Raw genomic sequence first — 23,240 nt, forward strand, 5'->3', positions numbered from 1 at the left:
CGAAGATGGCTGTCACGCGCACCTCACGCAGGACCGCACGCACAACCACCTCCCCGGGGACGACATCCGCTGCCCCTCCCGCCCCCGGCCCCACCGGCCACCCCCTCCTCGGCTCGGCCCTCGACCTCCGCAGGGACCCCCTCGGCACCTTCGTCCGCGCCCAACGGGAGTACGGCGACGTGGTCCGCGTGGCGGCGGGTCCGCCAGGACTCCGTACGGTCATGTACTGCGTCTTCTCCCCCGAGGGCGCCCAGCAGGTCCTGGCCACTCAGGCCACCAACTTCCGCAAGGACAACGTCTTCTACGAGGAGATACGCCAGACCGCCGGCAACGGCCTCCTCACCAGCCAGGACGACGACTACCTCCGCCAACGCCGCCTGATCCAGCCCCTGTTCACCAAAAAACGGGTCGACAGTTACGCCACGGCGATCACCCAGGAGGCCGAGGCGATGGCGGAACGCTGGCGCGACCGCCCCGAGGTGGACGTCGTACAGGAGACCGACCGCCTGGCGCTGCGCACGGTCGCCCGTGTCCTGTTCGGAACGGACGTCGAGGCCGCGGTGGACGTCGTCCGGGCCAACTTCCCCGTCGTCAGCGCGTACATCACAGGCCGGGCCTACTCCCCGCTCAGACTCCCGCGCACCTGGCCCACCCCCTCCAACAGACGCGCGCAGGCGGCGACCCGGGAGGTGTACGAGGTCTGCGACCGGATCATCGCGACGCGCAGGAGCAACGGAACCGGGACCGAGCACGAGGGCGAGGACCTTCTCTCCCTCCTCTCCTGGGCACGGAACGACGAGGACGGCAGCCTCGACGCCACCGAACTCCGCGACCAGGTCCTCGTGTTCCTCCTCGCCGGCCACGAGACGACGGCGACATCACTGACCTTCGCCCTCCACCTCCTGGCCTGCCACCCCGAGGCACAGGCAAGGGCCCACAAGGAAGTCGCCGCGCTCCCACCAGACGAGCCATACACGGCAACGACCATGGACCAACTCCCGTACCTGACCATGGTCTTGAAGGAAACGATGCGCCTGTATCCGGCCGCCCCGCTGATGGGCAGACGGGCGGTGGCGGAAACAGAGATCGACGGCCACATCATCCCGGCGGGCGCGGACGTCCTGATCTCACCCTGGGTCACCCACCGCCACCCGGCCCACTGGGACACCCCCGACCGCTTCGACCCGGACCGCTTCACCCCCGCCCGCGAATCCGCCCGCCACCGCTACGCCTGGCTCCCGTTCGGCGGCGGCCCGCGCGCATGCATCGGCCGCCACTTCTCGATGCTGGAGTCGGTCCTCGCCCTGGCGGTACTCCTGCGCGAGTACAACCTCGAAACACCGGACAAGGACATCCCGGTGACAGCGGCGGTGACCCTGCAGGCGGCGGGGGAGGCACGGGTGAGACTGCGGGCGCGAAGGTGACCCGTCAGCAAGATGAGTGAACATCATTGCTTCGAACACGAGTAGCGCTCCCACCTCCCTACTTTCGCAGACGGAGGTGATGCTCGATGTACGAGCAGAACAACAACCCGCCGTCGAACGACTCGACGGCACAGCGGCAGGACGCGATCGACATCAGTGACTTCGTGTACGCGGCCACAGGGGCGCGGGTACGGAGGCTGACCCTGCCGGACGGGACGCACTGGTTTCCCGCGGCGGACGTACTCAACAAGCTGGGGTACAGGAACCCCAGTAAGACTCTGGCGGACCATGTCCCCACAGAGCACCGAGAGACTCTCGAGAACGTAACTGGAGGGTATGGTCTCAGCGTTCCCGCAGGTCGGGAGTGGCGTCGAGACATGAACCTCGTGGACCTCCAGGGTCTGATCCGGTTGGTCAACGGCTGTACCAAACCGTCGGCACAGCCCTTCAAGGCCTGGGTCTCCGAAGTCATCGCCACCATCCAGCGCGACGGTTCCTACTCCCTGGAACCGGCTCCCCTGCAGCCCGCTCCCACCGGCGCCACCGCCTACGTCATGCCGCAACAGGTGGCCGACGCCCTCGTCGCACTCGAACAGCGCAGCATCCGTACGGACGAGCTACTGCGCCAGATCAACGACAGCCAGAAGGTAATGGTCGACGTACTGCGGGACATCGCCCAGACCCTCCGACGTCCCAACGACCGCACCCGAACCGTCCAGGCACCGGAGTTGACGCCCGAGCAGCTCCTGTCCAACTGGAAGTCCAGGAACCTCACCGTCACCGAGGACGTCCACACGGTGGCCGCCCACCTGGCCCCGGCCCTGCTGCACGGCGGCGCCGACTACAGGGTGGAGGAGATCGCGGTCCACACCGGGCTGACACCCGACCGCGTCAGCAACGCCCTGGAGTTGCTGTCCGAGCACGGGTGTGTGCGACAGGTGGGCCGCGCTCCGGACGGCGCACCGTTCTACGTCCTGCCGTAGCCCACTAGCCCCAAAGAAAGACAGGCCCGAAGTCGCAAAACGTAGTTGCGACTTCGGGCCCGGTCGTACAGTACTGAACTTTTCAGGGTTTACAGACCACCCTCGGACAGAAGTTGACGGAGAAGCCATGAGCGCCGAACTTCCCTCTTGTCAGGAATGGGCGGTAGCTTCCCCCCTCCCGGACCTTCGCACCGCACTCCGCGCGTCTGCCTTCCGGGGCAGTTCCCGTGACGCCGCCGCCACGTGATCGCGTGAGACCCGCCCCTAGGATGACCGTATGACGACGGAGGATGTGACGGCCGAGGGTGCTCCGCAGGCTCCCGACGTGGTGGAGGACGTGTTCGAGGGCATCGCCACAGATGTGGAGGTGGAGTCCGCCGAGGAGGACACGACACAGATCGAGCGACCCTGGAATCCGGAGCAGATCCGGGTGAGCACCAACCAGTTCTCCCTGCGCAACATCCTTGACCAGATCGACGAGGACTCGATCGAGCTGGCGCCGGACTTCCAGCGCCTGAAGGTGTGGCGCCGCGACCAGAAGTCCCTGCTGATCGAGTCGCTCCTGTTGCAGATCCCGTTGCCCGCCTTCTACTTCGCCGAGGACCAGGACGGCAGTTACCGCGTGGTCGACGGCCTTCAGCGGCTGTCCACGTTGCACGCGTTCGTCAGGGGCGGAGCAGCAGGGTTCTCGCTCAGCAAGCTGGAGCACCTGCACGACTTGAAGGATCTACGCTTCACCGACCTGCCGGTGCCGTTCCAACGCCGTATCCACAATACCCAGTTGATCGTCAACGTGATCGACCCGACGACACCGCGCGGGGTCACCTACGAGATCTTCAAACGGATCAACACCGGCGGCACCCCGCTGAACGCCCAGGAGATCCGCCACTGCATGAGCAAGAAGCGCAGCCGCGACATCCTCAAACGCATGACCCACACGGACGCCTTTGAAAAGGCCACCGGGGGACGTCTCACCGACCACATCCGTATGAACGACCGGGAGATGGCCCTGCGCTTTGCGGCCTTCTGGTTGAAGGGAGTGGAGGAGTACCGGAAGCGTCCGGTAATGGAGGACTTCCTGATGGACACCACGGTGATGCTCGACGAGCAGAACTCGGTACCGGACGAGCGGGTGGCAGAACTGGAGTCCGCTTTCGAGCGGGCGATGTCGCACGCCTACCTGGTCTTCGGCGAGCACGCGTTCCGTAAGTGGCCCACGTACGCGGACTGGCGCAGCCCGATCAACCGCGCCCTGTTCGAGACGTGGTCCATCGCCCTGTCCGACCCCTCGTTCACCACGGCCGACCTGCGCGCACGCCGCACGGCGATCCAGAATGCCGCACGCAAGCGCATGACCGTGGATGTCCAGTACCTCAACGCCATCACTTCCTCCACCGCTGACAGACACCGCGTCGACTACCGGTTCAAGGCCTCGCGCGAAGACGTGAGGGCCGGCCTGTGATCGGCACCCTGGAGATCGAACGCTTCAAGTGTTTCTCCTCGGCGTCCTTCGAGATGCGCCCTCTCACCGTCCTGACCGGCGTCAACGGCGGTGGCAAGAGTTCGCTGATCCAGGCGCTCCTGCTGGCCAGGATCGCCGCCACGAGCCCAGACAGTGGCAGTGTCCAGCTGAACGGACCGATGGGACTGGCGCTGGGCGAGGTCCGGGACGTGCTGCACTGGGACGCCACCGACCTGAACACCGTCGTAGTACGGCCGCGTCCCCGGGACGCCGACGCATGGGCGTACGTGTTCGGCGTTCCCGACGATGAGCGGGCACTCCACCTGAACGTCATGGAAAGGCCGTCCTCCGACATCTCCGGAATCGGCGCCCGCCCCCCGGGCTTCACCTACCTCTGCGCCGAACGCCTCGGCCCCCGCGACATGCTGGAGGTCTCCGCCGACGACCCCGACAGCATCGGAGTGGGCGTCAGAGGCGAGTACACGGCCCAGGTTTTGGCCCTGCGGGAGACCCGGTCGGTGAGCCGACGCAGGACGGTCCGCCCCGAACTCCACCACCCCGGCCTCGCCGTGTCCCAGCCCCGCCTTCAGTCCGAGGCCTGGGCCTCGGACATCATCCGCCCGGTGCAGATCACCGCCCAGCTCGCGGTCGGCGTGATGGCAAGCACGATCCGCTTCGCCGAGACCCGGCTCAAGGGCGAGGAGGTCCTCCGCCCCGCCAACACCGGCTTCGGCGTCTCCTACGCCCTGCCGATCATCGTCGCCGGTCTGCTGACCGAACCCGGAGACCTGCTGATCGTCGAGAACCCGGAGGCCCACCTGCACCCGGCGGGGCAGTCGAAGCTGGGCCGGTTCCTGGCCCGGGTCGCGGGCAGCGGAGTACAGGTCGTGGTGGAGACCCACAGCGACCACGTCCTCAACGGGGCCCGCCTGGCCGTGGCCCAGGATCGCTCCATCGACGCGTCGGACATGATCACGCACTACTTCGACCACGACCGGTCCCTGCCCATCGGCATCAACGACAAGGGCGAACTCGACCGGTGGCCCGACGGATTCTTCGACCAGATCGAAACGGACCTGGGACGGCTGGCCCGCGCCCGGCGCGGCAGGTGACGTAGGGCCGGGCGATCCGGATGAAAAAAAGGGGGGTATCCGGTGAACGACCGGGAGGACAGCCACGGTGAGGACGACTACCGCGTCGTCATCGGCGAGGAGTGCTTCGACTGGCGTGCGCTGACCGACACAGAGCGCCGCGACGCCCTCGACGCGCTCGCCGAGGTACTGGAACCGCTGGCCGACGGCCGCAGGACCGCGTTCCTGGAACCGGCGTACGACACCGAATGCCTGCCGTCCGTCACCCTGACCGACGCGCTGTACACGAAGGACGGCGGCCTTCCCCCCGACGAGCGCCGTCTCCTGGGAAGCCTCCTCGACAAGTGCCGAATGGTGGAACCGGAGGAGTCGGACCTGCCCCAGCCCGTCAGGGTCGTGGAGGGGCCATGGCAGGAGCCCTCCTGGGGTGTCACCCACGCCCTGTCCCGCGCGGCGGCCGGCCGGGCGACGACCTGCCTGCTGACCTGGCACGCCCCGGGGCGCGAGGACTGGCCGTCCGGCTGGATCACGGTGGAACGGGAACCGGTGGACAGCCACGACGGGGTCCAGGTGCACCTGCTGCGCGCTCCTGAGGACACTCCCGGTTTCTGGCGCGGTGTCTACACCCACGAGACCCACGAGCCCGTCTCCGCCGACCGCTTCTTCACCCTCACCGAGGACGCCTTCCCCGGCCTGCTCTTCGCCGAATCCCTGAGTCTGAGCCGCTTCAAGGGCTCCTACGCCGAGGTCCTGCCCTGGCTGGTGCAGTTGCTGGGCGCCCTGAGCGACCACTTCGCCCATACCCTCGCCGCATGCTCCGGTGACCAGAACCAGGTGATGGCCAGGTTCTCCGCGATGGACCTCGACATCTCCCCCGAGAGCGCCAACACGAAGAAGAACGCGAAGGCCTGGGCGGAGCGCAACGTCACCTACCGCGGCAGCACCTACCGCTGCGAGTGGCACGGCAAGCGCCTGTGGGACCGGGATCGTGTGCACTTCTCACTCCCGATCCCCGCGTACGACGACCGGGTCCTGGTCGGCGTCTTCAGGGACCATCTGAGCTGACCGGCCCGTACGCTCACACCCTCCACCAGGCCCGCCAAGGCCGGCCCGCCGAAGTCGACCTCGGCCGCCGAGGACTCCTCGCACACGGCGCACTGCATCGCGTACGTCGCGGTTCGGCATCCGTGAAACGTCGGCCCTCCCCGCCTGGCGCAAGTCCAACCACAGCGGCAGCAACAACGGCGACTGCCTGGAGGTGTCCGACGCCCACCCGGCCCACACCCCGGTCCGCGGCAGCAAGAATCCCACCGGCCCGGCTCTCCTCTTCGGCACGGCTACTTGGTCGACCTTCGTCGCGTCCATCCGAATGAACGTCATCCAACCCACCCCGACCACCGTCACCGGCTACGCAGTCCCCCAGCAACTCGCCAACGCCCTCGTCCGTCTCGGAAAACGCCTCGACCGGCAGGAGGACGCCCTGCGTCAGATCGACACCAAGCAGAAGGTGATGGTCGACGTACTGCGGGACATCGCCCAGACCCTCCGACGTCCCAACGACCGCACCCGAACCGTCCAGGCACCGGAGTTGACGCCCGAGCAGCTCCTGTCCAACTGGAAGTCCAGGAACCTCACCGTCACCGAGGACGTCCACACGGTGGCCGCCCACCTGGCCCCGGCCCTGCTGCACGGCGGCGCCGACTACAGGGTGGAGGAGATCGCGGTCCACACCGGGCTGACACCCGACCGCGTCAGCAACGCCCTGGAGTTGCTGTCCGAGCACGGGTGTGTGCGACAGGTGGGCCGCGCTCCGGACGGCGCACCGTTCTACGTCCTGCCGTAGCCCACTAGCCCCAAAGAAAGACAGGCCCGAAGTCGCAAAACGTAGTTGCGACTTCGGGCCTGGTCGTACAGTACTGAACTTTCCAGGGTTTTACAGACCACCCTCGGACATTCCGTGAACCGCCGGGATCGTCCCCAGCCGGCCCTTCTGGAAGTCCTCGAACGCCTGCTCAAGCTCCGCCCTCGTGTTCATCACGAACGGGCCGTAGTGCGCCATCGGCTCACGGATCGGCTGGCCGCCGAGGAGCAGGACCTCCAGGTCCGGGGAGTTCGCGTCCTGCAGTTCGTCCGCGCGGATCGTCAGGGACGAGCCGGCCCCGAACACCGCGGTCTGGCCCTTGTGGACCGGACGCCGGTCCACCCCCACACTGCCGCGCCCCGCGAGAACGTACGCCAGCCCGTTGAAGTCCTCCCGCCACGGCAGGGTGACCTCCGCGCCCGGCGCCAGCGTGGCGTGGACCAGGCTGATCGGGGTGTGCGTGATACCGGGACCCTGGTGACCGTCCAGCTCACCGGCGATGACGCGCAGGAGGGCGCCGCCGTCGTGGGACGTGAGGAGCTGGACCTGACCGCCACGGATGTCCTGGTAGCGCGGGGCCATCATCTTGTCCTTGGCCGGGAGGTTCACCCACAGCTGGATGCCGTGGAAGAGGCCGCCGGACATGACGAGGGACTCCGGGGGCGCCTCGATGTGCAGGAGGCCCGAGCCGGCCGTCATCCACTGGGTGTCGCCGTTGGTGATGGTGCCGCCGCCACCCTGCGAGTCCTGGTGGTCGAAGATCCCGTCCATGATGTAGGTGACGGTCTCGAAGCCGCGGTGGGGATGCCAGGGGGTGCCCTTGGGCTCGCCCGGCGCGTACTCCACCTCACCCATCTGGTCCATCATGATGAACGGGTCGAGGTGACGGTAGGCGATTCCGGCGAACGCTCGGCGCACCGGGAATCCCTCACCCTCGAAACCGCTCGGCGCGGTCGTCACGGTGAGCACGGGACGCGCCACGGCCTCGGCCGGAGCGGCCACACGGGGCAGGATCAGCGTGTTCTCGACGGTCACTGCAGGCATGTCGGGACCTCCTTGTGCGGCCAGTTTAGTTGACTGTTGAACTTTCTGCTACCCCTAACGGCGAAGGCCCGGAGGACATTCCCTCCGGGCCTTCGCCGCCTACTGGTTACGACTAGTTGCTGAAGTACAGGTACTTCCACGCACCGACCGTCGTCGTGTTCACGTTGTCGCCCGAGGAACCGTCGACGTAGACCGACCGCATCCGGGCCCGGATGCCCGACTCACCCGGCGCCGGCAGCTCGACCGCCGACTTGCCGTTCGTGCCGATCCCGAAGTACTGCGACTCGGCGGAGTACCACGTGCCCTCGAAGAAGACCTGCAGGTCGAAGCGCTGCTCGCGGTTCGGGTAGTACGGCATCGAGGTCGTCAGCAGCGGGGAGGTGTTCTTGTGGAACCAGTAGTACGAGGTCGAGCCGATCTTGGCCGTCTTGTAGTGCCGGGACACGGCCGTGGAGATCCGCACCCGCGCGTACGCCGTGACCTTGGCCGACTTGGGCGCGAAGCGGGCGTCACCCTTGTAGACCGCGATGACGGCCGTGTCGCGGGTCATGTCCAGGGTCACCGTGAGGTTCCCCGCGGAGTTGACCCGGGCAGACTTGATCAGCTTCTTCGGCTTGTCGGTGCCGTACGGGTCGGCCCAGATCTCGACCGTACGGTTCTTGTACGTGGAGCCCAGGTGCGCGGTGAAGCGGACGTCGGCGCCGTAGTTGTAGATCTTCTTGTTGTTGTTCAGGGTCAGCGTCGGCGCCGTACGGGACACCGTGACCTTGTCGGAGGCGCTCGCCGCGAGGTGCGCGGCGTCACCCAGGTACGCCACCTTGTAGGTGACGGTGCCACCGGCGGGCGGGGTGTCCGTGAACGAGTAGGTGCCGTTCGACTTCACCGGGACCGGCGGCAGGGTCTTGCCGCTGGGGGACTCCAGGTCGGTCCGGGTGACCTTCAGCTTGACGCCGGCCGGCAGCGCGACCGACGCCGACAGCTTGCCGGTGACCGTGAGCTTCCTGGCCCGGGTTGCCGTCGACGGCGCGTTCACCGTCAGGGTCGGCGCGTTCTTCGTCGGGTCGGTGAGCGCCTTGAGGGTGTAACCGTCGGCGGTCCCGACCAGGGCGAAGACCCGGGAGGCGTCGGGCGCCCAGGCCAGGTCGGCGGTGGCGTACGTGCCGGCCGTGTAGGTGCGCAGCGGCCTCGTCGCGTTCGGCCGGAAGATGGCCACCTTGTTGCCGTTGGCCTGGGCGACCAGGCCGTTGGGGGCGATGTCGGCGCGCTGGCCGGCCGGGTAGGCGCCCGTCTTCTTGAAGGTGCCGTTCGCGTAGGTGTCCCGGTCCGTACCGTCGGCCAGCACCTGTGCGGCGCCGGGGACGATGTCGATGTCACCGAGGCCGTAGTTGAGCTCGTAGCTGGTGTCGTGGTACGCGACCAGCCGGGGCTTCGCTCCGGAGACGTCCAGGACGGCGAGCGTCGAGGAGGAGTCGCCGGTCTCGGCGAGGGCCAGCAGACCGGGCGCCGACGTGCTCGAGTCGAGCAGCGCCTGGCCCCAGATGCCGTGGGTGCCCTCGGGGAGCTGTCCCATCGACACCTGACCGACCGCGGCCGCGGCCCGGTTCGCCAGAGTCCTGGTGGAGGTCTCGGTGGGCGGGTCGAGCGTCGGCTCCGTCGTGGGCTCGGCCGACGGCTCCGTGGACGGCTCCGCGGAGGGGTCCTCGCTCGGGTCGGTGGGGTCCGGCGCGGGCGGTGTCGTCGGCGGTTCGGACGGCGGCGCCGTCGGATCCGGCGTCGGCTCGGTCGGTTCGGGAGCCGGGTCGGTCGGTTCCGGAGCCGGGTCCTCGGTCACCGTCGGGTCGATGGAGCCCAGGTTGCCGTCCCACTGGTCGCCGTAGCTGAACCAGAGCTTGCCGCCGGCGAAGGCGAGGTGGCGCGGGCCGGTGTCGGTGGGAATGTCGTAGCGGGCCTTGGCGTCGAGGGTGGCCGGGTCGAGGGCCACGATCTGTCCCCGCGTGGGCAGGGACGCGTACAGGGTGCGGCCGTCGTCGGACAGCGCCAGGTCGGCGACCGGGCCGAGACCGTTGGCGGTGTCGACGACGGTCCCCGAGTAGTTCGTCGCGAGTACACGGCCGAGGCCGCTGTCACCGACGAACACCCGCTTCAAAGTCCCGTCCGCCACGATCCCCCCGGGCGAGCGGACGTTGGCGACGGCCGCCGAGGCCGTGCCGGTGGCGACGACACTGAGCGCCGCCGAGCTGAAGAGGACGGCGAGTGCCGTCGCGGTCGAAGTGCTGCGCATGCGCACAGTAATGAACCCCCACAGAAGAACCCGGCACCGCCGGGAGCTGAGAGCGCCGCGCGACACCCAGAAGCGACCGCCTGAGCGGTAACCAGTGGGGCGCGGCTGCCAGAAGGAACCCTATGGCATGCCTGTGACAAACGCAGTGGAGATTTTCGAACAGGTGGGGGAAATGTGGAGAGAGTGGAGAGAAGCGACCGTCCGTCAGCCGTACATCCTGCGCATCGCGAACTCCACCATCTGCTCGACCGCCTTCGCGTCGAACACCATGCGGTGCTCGCCCTCCATGTCCACGACGAAGCCGTAGCCGGTGGGCAGCAGGTCGATGACCTCGGCGCCGGTGATCACGAAGTACTTGGACTCCTTGCCGGCGTAGCGGCGCAGCTCCTTCAGCGAGGTGAACATCGGGATCACGGGCTGCTGGGTGTTGTGCAGCGCGAGGAAGCCGGGATTGTCGCCGCGCGGGCAGTACACCTTCGACGTGGCGAAGACCTGCTGGAAGTCCTCGGCCGACATCGAGCCCGTCGTGAAGGCGCGCACCGCGTCCGCGAGGGACGGCGGGGACGGCTCGGGGTACAGCGGCGGCTGCTGGCCGTACCCGCCCGGCATCTGCTGCTGCGGCTGGGCGTACTGCTGCTGCGCTCCAGCGTTCTGGTCATAGCCGTACATGGCCGCAAGAGTACCGAGAGCGCGGTGGCCCCGGGGCGGGCCGGTGCCACAGACCGCCCCATCGGGAGCTCACAGGCCCGGTCCCGGTTTCCCACAGGTGGCACTCATATCGTCGGCCTCGACAAAGAAACCGTCGGGCAGCGGCAAAAGCCGGGCAATAACCGGCAGGTACGGGCCGGCGACGCGGACAGAGGGAGACGGACGACCATGAGCGGACACGGACACCACGACCACGGCAACCACGCGCATCACGGGCACCACGGGGCCGACGAGGACCACGAGCACGACAGGGGTCTGTCCTACGACCTCCCTGTCCTCGCCCGCCGCCGGATGATCCGGCTGCTCGCCGGCGCGAGCCTGGTGCCGCTTGCGGCCTGCACCACCGACGACGCCCCCACGTCCTCCTCCGCCACAGCCGGAACCTCCTCGTCCGCATCCTCGAGTTCGTCCTCGTCCTCGTCCGCCGAGTGCGCGACCATCCCGGACGAGACCGCCGGCCCCTACCCGGCCGACGGCTCGAACGGGGTGAACGTGCTCAAGGAGAGCGGGGTCGTGCGGAGCGACATCAGGTCCAGCTTCGGGAACTCCGCGGGCGGTACGGCCGAGGGGGTGCCGCTGACCGTCACGCTCACCGTCGTCGACGCGGCCTCCGGCTGCGGGACCCCCAAGACGGGCGCCGCCGTCTACCTGTGGCACTGCGACCGCGCGGGCGACTACTCCCTCTATACGGAGGGAGTCACCGACGAGAACTACCTCCGGGGCGTCCAGGAGACGGACGACAAGGGCCAGGTCACCTTCACCAGCATCTTCCCTGGCTGCTACAAGGGCCGCTGGCCGCACATCCACTTCGAGGTCTACGGCAGCCTTGCGGACGCGACCGCGGCCACGTCGACAACGAACACCTCGCAGCTCGCGTTCCCGAAGGACGTCTGCGACACGGTGTACGCGACGGACGGCTACGGCGACAGCGTGGGGAACCTCGCCGAGCTCTCCCTCGACACCGACATGATCTTCAGGGACGGCTACGACCACCAGCTGGCCGCCACGGAGGGCAGCGCGGACAAGGGCTACACGGCCACCCTCACCGTCCCGGTCTAGACCATTCGGCACCAACCATCGACCCCGGGGGCGTTACGCGTCACACATGACCTGATTGGGGTTGCGCCTTATTACCGACGGGTAGCATCATCGTGGAAGGTAGCTACTAGTTGGTATGTGAATTAGGCGCGAGGAGCCAGTGCCTCGCCGATCTCTCTACGGAGCCGTCGCCATGGGGCACTACAAGTCGAATCTCCGCGACATCGAGTTCAACCTCTTCGAGGTCCTCGGGCGCGACAAGCTGTACGGCACGGGTCCGTTCGCGGAGATGGACGCGGACACCGCCAGGAGCATCCTCGAGGAGATGACGCGCCTCGCGGAGAACGAGCTGGCGGAGTCCTTCGCCGACGGCGACCGCACCCCGCCGGTCTTCGACCCCACGACGAACACCGCGCCCGTCCCGGCGTCCTTCAAGAAGAGCTACAAGGCCTTCATGGAGTCGGAGTACTGGCGCCTCGGCCTGCCCGAGGAGATCGGCGGCACCACCGCGCCGCGCTCCCTGATCTGGTCCTACGCGGAGCTGCTGCTCGGCGCGAACCCGGCCGTGTGGATGTACGCCTCCGGTCCTGCGTTCGCCGGCATCCTCTTCGACGAGGGCAACGACGTACAGAAGAAGATCGCCCAGATCGCGGTCGACCGGACCTGGGGCTCCACCATGGTCCTCACCGAGCCGGACGCCGGCTCGGACGTGGGCGCCGGCCGCACCAAGGCGGTCCAGCAGGAGGACGGCTCCTGGCACATCGAGGGTGTGAAGCGGTTCATCACCTCGGGTGAGCACGACATGGAGGAGAACATCCTCCACTACGTCCTCGCGCGCCCTGAGGGCCACGGCCCCGGCACCAAGGGCCTGTCCCTCTTCCTCGTACCGAAGTTCCTCTTCGACTTCGAGACGGGCGAGCTCGGCGAGCGCAACGGCGTGTACGCGACGAACGTCGAGCACAAGATGGGCCTCAAGGCCTCCAACACCTGCGAGATGACCTTCGGCGACCGCCACCCGGCCAAGGGCTGGCTGATCGGCGACAAGCACGACGGCATCCGCCAGATGTTCCGGATCATCGAGTTCGCCCGCATGATGGTCGGCACGAAGGCCATCTCGACGCTATCGACCGGCTACCTCAACGCCCTCGAGTACGCCAAGGAGCGCGTCCAGGGTCCGGATCTGGCCAACTTCATGGACAAGACGGCGCCCAAGGTCACCATCACGCACCACCCGGACGTCCGCCGCTCGCTGATCACGCAGAAGGCGTACGCCGAGGGCATGCGCGCCCTGGTGCTCTACACGGCCTCCGTGCAGGACGAGATCCAGGTCAAGGAGGCGGCCGGCGAGGACACCGCCGCCCTGGAGGCCCTGAACGACCTGCTCCTGCCGATCGTCAAGGGCTACGGCTCCGAGAAGGGCTACGAGCAGCTCGCCCAGTCGCTCCAGACCTTCGGCGGCTCCGGGTTCCTGCAGGAGTACCCGATCGAGCAGTACATCCGCGACGCCAAGATCGACACCCTGTACGAGGGCACGACCGCGATCCAGGGCCAGGACTTCTTCTTCCGGAAGATCGTCCGCAACCAGGGCGCGGCCCTCAACTCCCTCGCCGAGGAGATCAAGAAGTTCCTGGCGCCGGGCACGGGCGGCGAGGACCTGGCGGTGGCGCGCGAGCACCTCGCCAAGGCGGCCGTCGAGCTGGAGGCGATCGTCGGCCTGATGCTGACGGACCTCGCGGCGACCGAGCAGGACGTCAAGAACATCTACAAGGTGGGCCTCAACACCACCCGCCTGCTGATGGCCTCGGGTGACGTCGTCGTCGGCTACCTGCTCCTCAAGGGTGCCGCCGTGGCCGCCGAGAAGCTGGCGACCGCGTCCGCGAAGGACGTCCCGTTCTACTCGGGCAAGATCGCGGCGGCGAAGTTCTTCGCGGCCAACGTCCTGCCGGGCGTCACCGGCGCCCGCAAGCTGGCGGCCGGCGTCGACCTCGACGTGATGGACCTGGACGAGGCGGCCTTCTGAGCCACCGGTCGGTCACAGGCCAGTGACCGCACAAGTACGGCGGTCCGTACCCGGGTCCACTCTCGGGGGCGGGCCGCCGTCGTCGGTCTCCCGGCTGAACCAGGACACATCCCCACGGTCCGTCCGCTGTCCGAAACCTGACTCCCGAGCCAGTTGTCCCGCCTTCACACCCCCGTTACGAGAGCCCGCTCGCCATCCCAGGGAGCGGGCGCCGTTACGTCGTTAAGGTGAACCCCATGAGCGCACCCCACCGCTTCGACCGCGGCCTCACCGACGACCTGATGTCCTTCCTGGCGGCGAGTCCGTCGCCGTACCACGCCGTGGCGAACACCGCCCAGCGGCTGGAGAAGGCCGGCTTCCGCCAGGTCGCCGAGACGGACGCCTGGGACGCGGAGACCGCCGCGTCCTCCACCGCGGTCAGCGGCGGCAAGTACGTGCTGCGTGGCGGCGCGATCGTGGCCTGGTACGTCCCCGAGGGCGCCGCGCCGCACACCCCCTTCCGGATCGTCGGCGCCCACACCGACTCCCCCAACCTGCGCGTCAAGCCGGTGCCGGACCTCGGCGGACACGGCTGGCGCCAGGTCGCCGTGGAGATCTACGGCGGACCGCTGCTCAACTCCTGGCTCGACCGCGACCTGGGCCTGGCCGGCCGCCTCACCCTGCGGGACGGCACCTCGCGCCTGGTGAACATCGACCGGCCCCTGCTGCGAGTCCCCCAGCTCGCCATCCACCTCGACCGCGCGGTGAACACCGACGGGCTGAAGCTCGACAAGCAGCGCAACATGCAGCCGATCTGGGGCATGTCGGACGACGTCCGAGAGGGCGACCTGATCGCCTACCTCGAACAGGAGTCCGGACTCGCGCCGGGCGAGGTCACCGGCTGGGACCTGATGACCCACTCCGTCGAACCGCCCGCGTACCTGGGCCGCGACCGGGAGCTGGTCGCAGGACCGCGCATGGACAACCTGCTGTCAGTACACGCCGCCACAGCCGCCCTGGCAGCCGTGTCCGCGAGCTCCGCCGAACTCCCGTACATCCCGGTCCTCGCGGCCTTCGACCACGAGGAGAACGGCTCGCAGAGCGACACGGGCGCGGACGGCCCGCTGCTCGGCGGCGTGCTGGAGCGTTCGGTGTTCGCGCGGGGCGGATCGTACGAGGACCGGGCAAGGGCGTTCGCGGGCACCGTGTGCCTCTCCTCCGACACGGGCCACGCCGTCCACCCCAACTACGCGGAGCGCCACGACCCGACGCACCACCCGCGTGTCAACGGCGGCCCGATCCTCAAGGTCAACGTCAACAACCGCTATGCCACGGACGGTTCGGGCCGCGCGATCTGGGCCGCTGCCTGTGACAGGGCCGGCGTCCCGTTCCAGAACTTCGTCTCCAACAACTCCATGCCCTGCGGCACGACGATCGGTCCGATCACCGCCGCGAGGCACGGCATCAAGACGGTCGACATCGGTGTGGCGATCCTGTCGATGCACAGCGCGCGGGAGTTGTGCGGCGCCGACGACCCGCACCTGCTCGCCAACGCCCTGGTGGCTTTCCTGGAAGGGTAGTCACGCCGCCGCGCATACCTGTCCCAGGGCCGGGCACCCGAATGCCACCGGAACAACCGGATCCACCGGACCGACCGGCAACGACCGGACCCGGACAGGGAGGCAACACTCATGAGCCTCGGCGGATGCATCATCCTCATCGCCGTGGGAGCCATCCTCACGTTCGCGACCGACTGGGAGATGGAGGGGGTCAACCTCGACCTGGTCGGGGTCATCCTGATGATCGTCGGGCTGATCGGCGCCCTGGCGTTCCGCAGCGTGGCCAGGCGCAGGCGGGTCCTGATCCCGCCCTCGACGACGGTGATCGACGACGACCGGCACCACGGCTGAGCCAGCTCAACTCTGCTGAACCATGCGCCCATCGGCGTACCCGTGGCGCCCCGGCGGCGTCGGGGACGCGGTGGCGGGGAAGCGGTGAGGACATGAGATTCCTCGTACGCGACCGGCTGCTCGGCATCGGCGACGACTACTGGATCGAGGACCGGCACGGCACCAAGGTGTACCTGGTCGACGGCAAGGCGATGCGGCTGCGGGACACCTTCGAGCTGAAGGACACCGAGGGCCGGGTCCTGATCGACATCCACCGCAAGATGTTCGCCCTGCGGGACACGATGGTGATCGAACGGGACGGCGCCCCGCTGGCGACGATCAGACGCAAACGCCTGTCCCTGCTGCGCAACCACTACCGGGTGACGCTGGTGGACGGCACGGAACTGGACGTCAGCGGCAAGATCCTGGACCGGGAGTTCGCGGTCGAGTACGACGGCGAACTCCTGGCCCAGATCTCCCGCCGCTGGCTGCACATCCGCGAAACCTACGGAGTGGACGTGGTCCGCGAGGACGCGGACCCGGCACTACTGATCGCGGTGACGATCTGCGTGATCCACCTGGCAGAGAAGGAACGCGCGGACACCTGAGGCCACGTCACTTCACCCCGGCCCGCACCCTCAGCCCGTCCGGCGTTTGAGGACAAGGCCCGTTCAGGGCCGTAGGGGGTCTGGGGGCGCAGCCCCCAGGAACGGGATGGGACGGGTAGGGGCGGCGGGGGCGAAAAACCCCACGTCACCGCAGCCGCGTCGGCACCGCAACCCCCAACACCCGGTCCTTCAACGCCGGAAACTGCTCCCGAGTCTCCCCGACCTTCCCCGGCTCGAACTCCACCCGGAGAACCTCCTCACCCCCACCGGCCTCCCCCAACACGTCACCCCACGGATCAACCACGATCGAGTGACCGGCCTGCGGAACCCCCGCATGGGTCCCAGCCGTTCCACAAGCAAGGACGAACGCCTGGTTCTCGACCGCCCGCGCCTGCGCCAGCAACGTCCAGTGGGCCCGCCGCCGCTCCGGCCACCCCGCCGAGACCACAAGCGTCTCGGCACCCGCGTCGACGAGACCACGGAAGAGCTCGGGGAAACGGAGGTCGTAGCAGGTGGCGATGCCAACAGTCGTCTCGGGGAGGGAAACGGTGACCAGTTCGGCGCCCGCGCCCATCAGCACGGCCTCACCCTTGTCGAAGCCGAACCGATGAATCTTGCGGTAGGCGGCGGCCAGCTCACCGGCGGGGGAGAAGACGAGGGAGGTGTTGTACAGCGGTCCTTCGGGGTCCCGCTCCGGAATCGAGCCGGCATGCAGCCACACGCCCGCGTCGCTCGCCGCCTTGGCCATCGCCTCGTACGTCGGCCCGTCCAGCGGCTCGGCCTCCGTCGCGAACAGCTCGTAGGCGAAGGCCCCTGTCGTCCACAGCTCGGGCAGTACGACGAGGTCGGCGCCGGACTCTTCCCGCACCAGCGAGGCCACACGCCTTCGGCGCGATTCGACCGATTCGCCCTCTTCTACACCGATCTGGATGAGCGAGGCGCGCACACTACCACCGTCCTGACATTCGAGCCGTTCACACGGGCCTACGATCGTCACACGAAAGCACTGCCGGGGTGCCTCACAGCAGCGTAACTTAACGTTCCAAGACACCCGCCGACAGCCGTCCCGCCCGCGCCTTCGTACCGCCGACAACGCCGTCGACACCCGCCGTCATCCGCCGTCACCACTGCCCGCGTACCGACCGCCCGAGGGGTCCCGTTCCGTGAGTCTGCATCCCACTCTCCAGCCCTACGCCGACGCCTGGACCCACTCCATCGAAGCGATATCCGAGCTGGTGTCACCGCTCGTGGAGAGCGAGTGGAACCGCAGGACGCCATGCCCTGGCTGGTCGGTCCGTGACGTGGTCTCCCATGTCATCGGCATGGAGACGGAGATGCTCGGCGACCCGCGTCCCATCCACACCCTCCCGCGCGACCTCTACCACGTCACCAACGAGCAGCAGCGCTACACGGAGATGCAGGTCGACGTACGGCGGCACCACACGGCCCCCGAGATGACGTCCGAGCTGGAGTACACGGTCATCCGCCGCAACCGCCAGCTGCGCAACGAGTCACGGGAACCGGGCGCGATGATCCGGGGCCTGCACGGCCAGGAGACCGCCCTCGTGGACGCCATGCGCAACCGCGCGTTCGACGTGTGGGTGCACGAGCAGGACCTGCGCACCGCCCTCGGCCGGCCCGGCAACCTCGACTCGCCCGGCGCGCACGTCGCGCGGGACGTGCTGCTGGCCCGGCTGCCGAAGGTCGTCGCCAAGGACGCGGGGGCCCCGCGCAGTTCGGCGGTCGTGTTCGACGTGCACGGTCCGATCGAGTTCCTGCGCACGATCCGCGTCGACATCAACGGCCGCGGCACCCTGGAAACGGCCCCGGCCCTGGGCCCCGCCGCCAGCTTCGCCCTTGACTGGGAGACCTACTTCCGCCTGGCCTGCGGCAGGGTGACCCCGGAGGCCGTGGCCGACCGCATCAAGGCGGAGGGCGACCCGAGCCTGACGCGGGCGATCCTGAGCCACTTCGCGGTCACGCCCTGAGACGGTCACATTCCAGCGCCGACCGGCACCCTCAGCCCGTCCGGCGTTTGAGGACGAGGCCCCTTCAGGGCCGATAGCGGGGGCCTGGGGGCGGCAGCCCCCAGAGACGCCCACACCAACACCCCGCACCTACACAGGAACGTGCACCGTCGACACCCTGCTAACAACCAACCGCTCACGTTCCCGCCGCGCCGCCCGCTTCCGCAACCGCAGGATCTGGCTGACGCCGACCCCCTGCAACAGGAACACGAACGAGAACGCGGCGGTGTAGTTGCCGCCGGTCGCGTCCAGTAGCACACCGACCGCGAACAGCGTGGTCATCGAGGCGACGAAACCGCCCATGTTGGTGATCCCGGACGCCGTCCCCTGACGCTCGGGCGGATTGGCCGGCCGGGCGAAATCGAACCCGAGCATCGACGCGGGCCCGCAGGCCCCGAGCACCGCGCACAGCACCACCAGCAGCCACATCGGGGCGTGTTCGGTTCCGGCCACCGCCGGGTAGGCGAGCGTCACCGCCCACATCACCGCCGTGGCCCCCACCGTGCCCAGTGCCAGCGGCAGCCGCGCGGTGTGGTGCCGGGCGACGATCTGGCCGTACACCAGTCCGATGACCATGTTGGAGAGCACGACGAGCGTCAGCAGCTCTCCCGCAGTCGCCCGCGTGAGCCCCTGGGCCTCGACGAGGAACGGCAGGCCCCACAGCAGCAGGAACACCATCGCCGGGAACTGGGTGGTGAAGTGCACCCACAGCCCGAGTCGCGTCCCGGGCTCACGCCACGAGGCGGCGATCTGCCGACGTACGTACGTGGCTCCCTGGTGCGGGAACGGCTCCGGCTCGTGCCCCTCCGGGTGATCCCGGAGGAAGGCGACCAGCAGAACCAGCACCACCACGCCCGCGACCGCGCTGCCCGCGAAGGCCGCCGTCCATCCGACGCCGTGCAGCAGCCGCGCGATGACGAGCGTCGAGACGAGGTTGCCGGCCATCCCGGCCAGCCCCGCCAACTGCGCGATCATCGGCCCGCGCCGCGCCGGGAACCACCGGGACCCCAGCCGCAGCACGCTGATGAACGTCATCGCGTCGCCGCACCCGAGCAGCGCGCGGGAGGCGAGAGCGGTGCCGAACGACGGGGAGAACGCGAACCCCAGCTGCCCGGCGGTGAACAGCACCACCCCGATGGTCAGCACCTTCTTCGTGCCGAGCCGGTCGACGAGGAGCCCCACCGGGATCTGCATGCCCGAGTACACGAGGAGCTGGAGGATCGAGAAGGTGGACAGGGCGGACGCGTTGACATGGAAGCGGTCGGCGGCGTCGAGCCCCGCCACCCCCAGGGACGTACGGAAGATGACGGCGACGAAGTAGACGCAGACGCCGACGGACCAGACCAGGACGGCACGGCGCCCGCCGGGAGGGTCACCGGGCAGCGAACCGGCACCGGCGGCGGCAAGAGGCCTGGAGCTCATCGCACATCGCCCCGCGCCAGGTTGGAGAACCAGCTGACATGCCGGTGCACGATCGCGACCGCCGCCTCCGGATCGCCCGAGCGCAGCGCGTCGAGGATCTCCCGGTGCTCGGTGAGCGTCTTGGTGATGCGGTCGGGGTGCGCGTGCATGAACGCGACGCCCATCCTCAGCTGCCGGTCGCGCAGTTGGTCGTACAGCCGGGAGAGGATCTCGTTGCCCCCGCTGCGGACGATCTCGGCGTGGAAGCAGCGGTCGGTCACGGCCGCGCCCGCGAGGTCTCCAGCGGCCGCCTGTTCGCGCTGCCGTTCGAGGAGTTCCGTGAGCCGGGCGATGAGCTGCGGCGAGGCGGGCACGGCCTTGCGGATGGCGTGCTCCTCGACCAGTTGCCGGGTCTCGACGACGTCCGCGATCTCCTGCGCGGAGACGGGCAGGACCAGCGCGCCCTTCTTCGGGTAGAGCTTGATCAGCCCCTCGGCCTCCAGCCGCAGCAGCGCCTCGCGCACCGGTGTGCGCGACACCCCGACGGCCTCGGCGAGTTCGCCTTCGGTGAGCAGGGTCCCGCCTTCGTAACGGCGGTCCAGGACACCCTCTTTGACGTGTGCGTAGACGCGGTCGGCGGCGGGAGGTTGCTTCACGTGCTGGACGGCCGGGCTGCTCATGGCGACAGCATAGATACATCACGTACCCATAAGGGCGCCCGTCCGCCATATGGACCGATCCCGTGAACCGATCCCCGTTCGAGGCGTGACGTCGCCGCACGGACAGCGGTTCAACTTCCTGAAGGGTCGCGGGAACCACGCAGAGCCGTACGGCGTCCCTCGGAAAGGGAAAATCGGGGAACCCGCCTCAGTACGCGCACAACCAACTGTGCTAGTTACGAGTCACACGAGAGCGGCGGTACGCCGACTCGGCTCGGCCAGTTCGGCCGCTCTCCAGTGGCATTCGGACGATTCATACGTAATCGGGGTATTGAAGTTGATAACCGGCATCCAGGGCATCCGCTTTCGCAGAGCCGCAGCCGTCGTGGTCACCACCGGCGCCGTGCTCGCGACCGGAGCGCTCACCGCGGCGCCCGCACAAGCCGCTGTGGCCGTTCCGACGATCGTCGCCAAGGGCGGCTATCTGATGAACAACGCCAACGGCTCGACCCTGTACGGCAAGGCCGCTGACACCAAACTGTCCACCGGTTCCACCACGAAGATCATGACCGCGAAGGTCGTGCTGGCGCAGCCGAACCTGAACCTCAACGCCAAGGTGAAGATCCAGAAGGCGTACAGCGACTACATCGTCGCCAACAACGCCTCGTCGGCCCGGCTGATCGTCGGCGACATGGTCACCGTCCGCCAGCTGCTGTACGGGCTGATGCTGCCGTCGGGCTGCGACGCGGCGTACGCGCTGGCGGACAAGTTCGGCACCGGCTCGACGCGTGCCCTCCGGGTGAAGTCGTTCATCGGCAAGATGAACGCCACTGCCAGGAGCCTCGGCATGACGAACACCAAGTTCGACAGCTTCGACGGCATCGGCAACGGGTCGAACTACTCGACCCCGCGCGACCTGACGAAGCTCGCCAGCAACGCCATGAAGACCGGCGCCTTCCGCGCGATCGTGCGGACGCAGAACTTCAAGGAGAAGGTCACCACGGCCAACGGCGGCACCCGCTGGATGGCGTGGGAGAACACCAACAAGCCGCTGATGACCAGCTACGCGGGCACCATCGGCATCAAGACCGGCTCCGGCCCGCAGGCCAAGTACTGCCTGGTCTTCGCCGCGACCCGCAACGGCAAGACGGTCATCGGCACGGTCCTCGCCTCCTCGTCGATCGCCAACCGTACGGCGGACGCGAAGAAGCTGATGAACTACGGCTTCGCGCGCCTGGGCTGACACCCGGCACGCACGCATGCATGACAGAGGGGGCCCACCACGGTGGGCCCCCTTCGTCATGCCGTTGCCTCGCGCGCCTACGCCCAGGTGATGAGCTTCTTCGGCTGTTCCAGGATCGCCGCCACGTCCGCCAGCACCTTGGACCCCAACTCCCCGTCCACCAGCCGGTGGTCGAAGGAGAGCGCCAGGGTCGTCACCTGGCGGGGCTTGACCTTGCCCTTGTGGACCCACGGCTGCAGCCTGATCGCGCCGACCGCGAGGATCGCGGACTCGCCGGGCGGCAGGATCGGCGTGCCCGTGTCGACGCCGAAGACGCCGACGTTCGTGATCGTCACCGTGCCGCCCTGCATGGCCGCCGGCGACGTCCTGCCGTCCCGGGCCGTGGACACCAAATCGCCGAGCGCCTCCGCCAGTTGCGGAAGCGTCTTGTCGTGGGCGTCCTTGATGTTCGGGACGATCAGACCGCGCGGCGTGGCCGCCGCGATACCCAGGTTGACGTAGTGCTTGAGCACGATCTCCTGGTTCGCCTCGTCCCAGGACGCGTTGACGTCCGGATGGCGCTTGATGGCGACCAGGAAGGCCTTGGCGATCAGCAGCAGCGGGTTCACCCGCAGACCCTGCATCCCGTACGACTCGGGGGCCTTCTTGAGCTCCTCGACCAGCTTCAGCGTGCGCGTCACGTCCACCGTCACGAACTCGGTGACATGCGGCGCGGTGAACGCCGAACCGACCATCGCCGTCGCGGTCGCCTTCCGTACGCCCCTGACCGGGACGCGTGTCTCCCGCGTGCCGTCGTACGTGGCCACCGGCGCGGGTACGGCGGGAGCCGCGGCCGGTGTGGTGGGCACCGGCTCGGGTGCCGCCGGGGCCACCGCCGCGTGCACGTCCTCGCGCGTGATGACGCCGTCGGGGCCCGACGGGGTCACCGTCGCGAGGTCGACGCCGAGATCCTTGGCGAGCTTGCGCACCGGCGGCTTCGCCAGCGGACGGGCGGAGGCGACCGCGGCCCCGCCGGCGAGAGCCGTGAGGTCACTGTGGCCGTTCAGCTCCTGCTGGACCGCGGCGGCGACCTCACGGACCGGGACCTCGGCGCCCTTGCGGGGCCGACGCTTGGTCGAGGAGGCGGCCACGCCGTAGCCGACGAGGACCGGCTGGCGGGCCTGCGGCTTCTCCTCCCCGGCTGCGGCCGGTGCGGAGGCCGGCGCCGGAACCGTCGCCTTCGCGGCCTGTGCCGGAGCCGTGTCACCGGCGCCGCCGGTGACGTCCACCGCGATGATCGACGTACCCACGTCGACCGTCGTGCCCTCGGGGAAGTGCAGTGAGCGCACGACCCCGTCGTACGGGATGGGCAGTTCGACGGCCGCCTTGGCGGTCTCGACCTCGCACACCACCTGTCCGTCGGTGACGGTGTCGCCCGGCTGGACGTACCACTTGAGGATCTCGGCCTCGGTGAGTCCCTCGCCCACGTCGGGCATGGTGAACTCGCGAACGGACGCGTCAGTCATCGTCGTCACGTCCCTCT

20 protein-coding genes are annotated in these 23,240 nt (G+C 68.6%); 13 read left to right on the forward strand and 7 right to left on the reverse strand.

What is annotated here, in order from left to right; translation table 11 throughout:
• Positions 1-5 precede the first annotated feature (5 nt).
• The 6 genes from PV396_RS19130 (at position 6) to PV396_RS19155 (ending at position 6,803) form a co-directional block, all read left to right on the forward strand.
• On the forward strand, positions 6-1,424 hold the full coding sequence (locus tag PV396_RS19130) for a cytochrome P450 (protein ID WP_319206032.1): 1,419 nt from the start codon (positions 6-8) through the stop codon (positions 1,422-1,424).
• 86 nt (positions 1,425-1,510) lie between these two features.
• Positions 1,511-2,407, forward strand: coding sequence for a Bro-N domain-containing protein (locus tag PV396_RS19135; RefSeq protein WP_319206034.1), 897 nt, complete (start codon positions 1,511-1,513; stop codon positions 2,405-2,407).
• 277 nt (positions 2,408-2,684) lie between these two features.
• The gene (locus PV396_RS19140) at positions 2,685-3,869 is read left to right on the forward strand and encodes a DUF262 domain-containing protein (RefSeq protein ID WP_319206036.1); all 1,185 of its coding nucleotides are present in this window, start codon (positions 2,685-2,687) and stop codon (positions 3,867-3,869) included.
• Positions 3,866-4,981, forward strand: a complete 1,116-nt coding sequence (locus PV396_RS19145; protein WP_319206038.1) for a DUF3696 domain-containing protein — start codon at positions 3,866-3,868, stop codon at positions 4,979-4,981. Before PV396_RS19140 ends, PV396_RS19145 begins: the two co-directional genes overlap by 4 nt.
• Before the next feature lie 42 nt (positions 4,982-5,023).
• Entirely contained in the window at positions 5,024-6,025 is a 1,002-nt protein-coding gene (locus PV396_RS19150) for a hypothetical protein (RefSeq protein WP_319206040.1), read from the forward strand.
• A 118-nt stretch (positions 6,026-6,143) separates the two neighbouring features.
• Positions 6,144-6,803 carry a DUF397 domain-containing protein gene (locus tag PV396_RS19155; protein WP_319206364.1) on the forward strand — a complete coding sequence of 220 codons (660 nt, stop codon included), beginning with the start codon at positions 6,144-6,146 and terminating at the stop codon, positions 6,801-6,803.
• Between the two features lie 90 nt (positions 6,804-6,893).
• Here the strand turns inward: PV396_RS19155 and PV396_RS19160 are convergent, their stop codons facing one another.
• The 3 genes from PV396_RS19160 to PV396_RS19170 form a co-directional block, all read right to left on the reverse strand.
• A complete protein-coding gene (locus PV396_RS19160) occupies positions 6,894-7,865 on the reverse strand; it encodes a pirin family protein (protein WP_319206042.1) in 972 nt (323 codons plus the stop codon).
• 112 nt (positions 7,866-7,977) lie between these two features.
• Positions 7,978-10,146: an Ig-like domain repeat protein gene (locus PV396_RS19165; RefSeq protein WP_319206044.1), complete on the reverse strand. Its 2,169-nt coding sequence runs from the start codon at positions 10,144-10,146 to the stop codon at positions 7,978-7,980.
• 204 nt (positions 10,147-10,350) lie between these two features.
• Positions 10,351-10,815 (reverse strand): SseB family protein, encoded by a 465-nt coding sequence (locus PV396_RS19170; protein ID WP_235476750.1) that lies wholly within the window; start codon positions 10,813-10,815, stop codon positions 10,351-10,353.
• Between the two features lie 207 nt (positions 10,816-11,022).
• Between PV396_RS19170 and PV396_RS19175 the strand changes: the two genes are divergently transcribed.
• The 5 genes from PV396_RS19175 (at position 11,023) to PV396_RS19195 (ending at position 16,388) form a co-directional block, all read left to right on the forward strand.
• Positions 11,023-11,913 carry an intradiol ring-cleavage dioxygenase gene (locus tag PV396_RS19175; protein ID WP_319206046.1) on the forward strand — a complete coding sequence of 297 codons (891 nt, stop codon included), beginning with the start codon at positions 11,023-11,025 and terminating at the stop codon, positions 11,911-11,913.
• Between the two features lie 172 nt (positions 11,914-12,085).
• Positions 12,086-13,912, forward strand: coding sequence for an acyl-CoA dehydrogenase (locus PV396_RS19180; protein ID WP_319206366.1), 1,827 nt, complete (start codon positions 12,086-12,088; stop codon positions 13,910-13,912).
• Between the two features lie 236 nt (positions 13,913-14,148).
• On the forward strand, positions 14,149-15,471 hold the full coding sequence (locus PV396_RS19185; RefSeq protein ID WP_319206048.1) for a M18 family aminopeptidase: 1,323 nt from the start codon (positions 14,149-14,151) through the stop codon (positions 15,469-15,471).
• 111 nt (positions 15,472-15,582) lie between these two features.
• On the forward strand, positions 15,583-15,801 hold the full coding sequence (locus PV396_RS19190) for a DUF6458 family protein (protein ID WP_319206050.1): 219 nt from the start codon (positions 15,583-15,585) through the stop codon (positions 15,799-15,801).
• A 92-nt stretch (positions 15,802-15,893) separates the two neighbouring features.
• Positions 15,894-16,388: an LURP-one-related/scramblase family protein gene (locus PV396_RS19195; protein WP_319206052.1), complete on the forward strand. Its 495-nt coding sequence runs from the start codon at positions 15,894-15,896 to the stop codon at positions 16,386-16,388.
• Positions 16,389-16,533: 145 nt separating this feature from the next.
• Here PV396_RS19195 and PV396_RS19200 read toward each other — a convergent pair whose 3' ends face one another.
• Complete coding sequence (locus PV396_RS19200) at positions 16,534-17,334, reverse strand: carbon-nitrogen family hydrolase (protein ID WP_319206054.1); 801 nt, start codon at positions 17,332-17,334, stop codon at positions 16,534-16,536.
• Positions 17,335-17,551: 217 nt separating this feature from the next.
• On the opposite strand from PV396_RS19200, the gene PV396_RS19205 reads away from it, so the two are divergent.
• Positions 17,552-18,376 carry a maleylpyruvate isomerase family mycothiol-dependent enzyme gene (locus PV396_RS19205; RefSeq protein ID WP_319206056.1) on the forward strand — a complete coding sequence of 275 codons (825 nt, stop codon included), beginning with the start codon at positions 17,552-17,554 and terminating at the stop codon, positions 18,374-18,376.
• 129 nt (positions 18,377-18,505) lie between these two features.
• On the opposite strand, the gene PV396_RS19210 is transcribed toward PV396_RS19205, so the two are convergent.
• Together PV396_RS19210 and PV396_RS19215 are read right to left on the reverse strand one after the other, a co-directional pair.
• The gene (locus PV396_RS19210) at positions 18,506-19,837 is read right to left on the reverse strand and encodes an MFS transporter (protein WP_319206058.1); all 1,332 of its coding nucleotides are present in this window, start codon (positions 19,835-19,837) and stop codon (positions 18,506-18,508) included.
• The gene (locus PV396_RS19215; RefSeq protein ID WP_319206060.1) at positions 19,834-20,496 is read right to left on the reverse strand and encodes a GntR family transcriptional regulator; all 663 of its coding nucleotides are present in this window, start codon (positions 20,494-20,496) and stop codon (positions 19,834-19,836) included. The genes PV396_RS19210 and PV396_RS19215 overlap by 4 nt, the downstream gene beginning before the upstream one ends.
• A gap of 316 nt (positions 20,497-20,812) precedes the next feature.
• On the opposite strand from PV396_RS19215, the gene PV396_RS19220 reads away from it, so the two are divergent.
• Positions 20,813-21,718 carry a D-alanyl-D-alanine carboxypeptidase gene (locus PV396_RS19220; protein WP_319206367.1) on the forward strand — a complete coding sequence of 302 codons (906 nt, stop codon included), beginning with the start codon at positions 20,813-20,815 and terminating at the stop codon, positions 21,716-21,718.
• A 77-nt stretch (positions 21,719-21,795) separates the two neighbouring features.
• On the opposite strand, the gene PV396_RS19225 is transcribed toward PV396_RS19220, so the two are convergent.
• Positions 21,796-23,232, reverse strand: coding sequence for a dihydrolipoamide acetyltransferase family protein (locus tag PV396_RS19225; RefSeq protein WP_319206062.1), 1,437 nt, complete (start codon positions 23,230-23,232; stop codon positions 21,796-21,798).
• Between the last annotated feature and the right edge of the window lie 8 nt (positions 23,233-23,240).

The sequence above is a fragment of the Streptomyces sp. ME02-8801-2C genome (genome assembly GCF_033793965.1).
Taxonomy (GTDB): Bacteria; Actinomycetota; Actinomycetes; order Streptomycetales; family Streptomycetaceae; genus Streptomyces.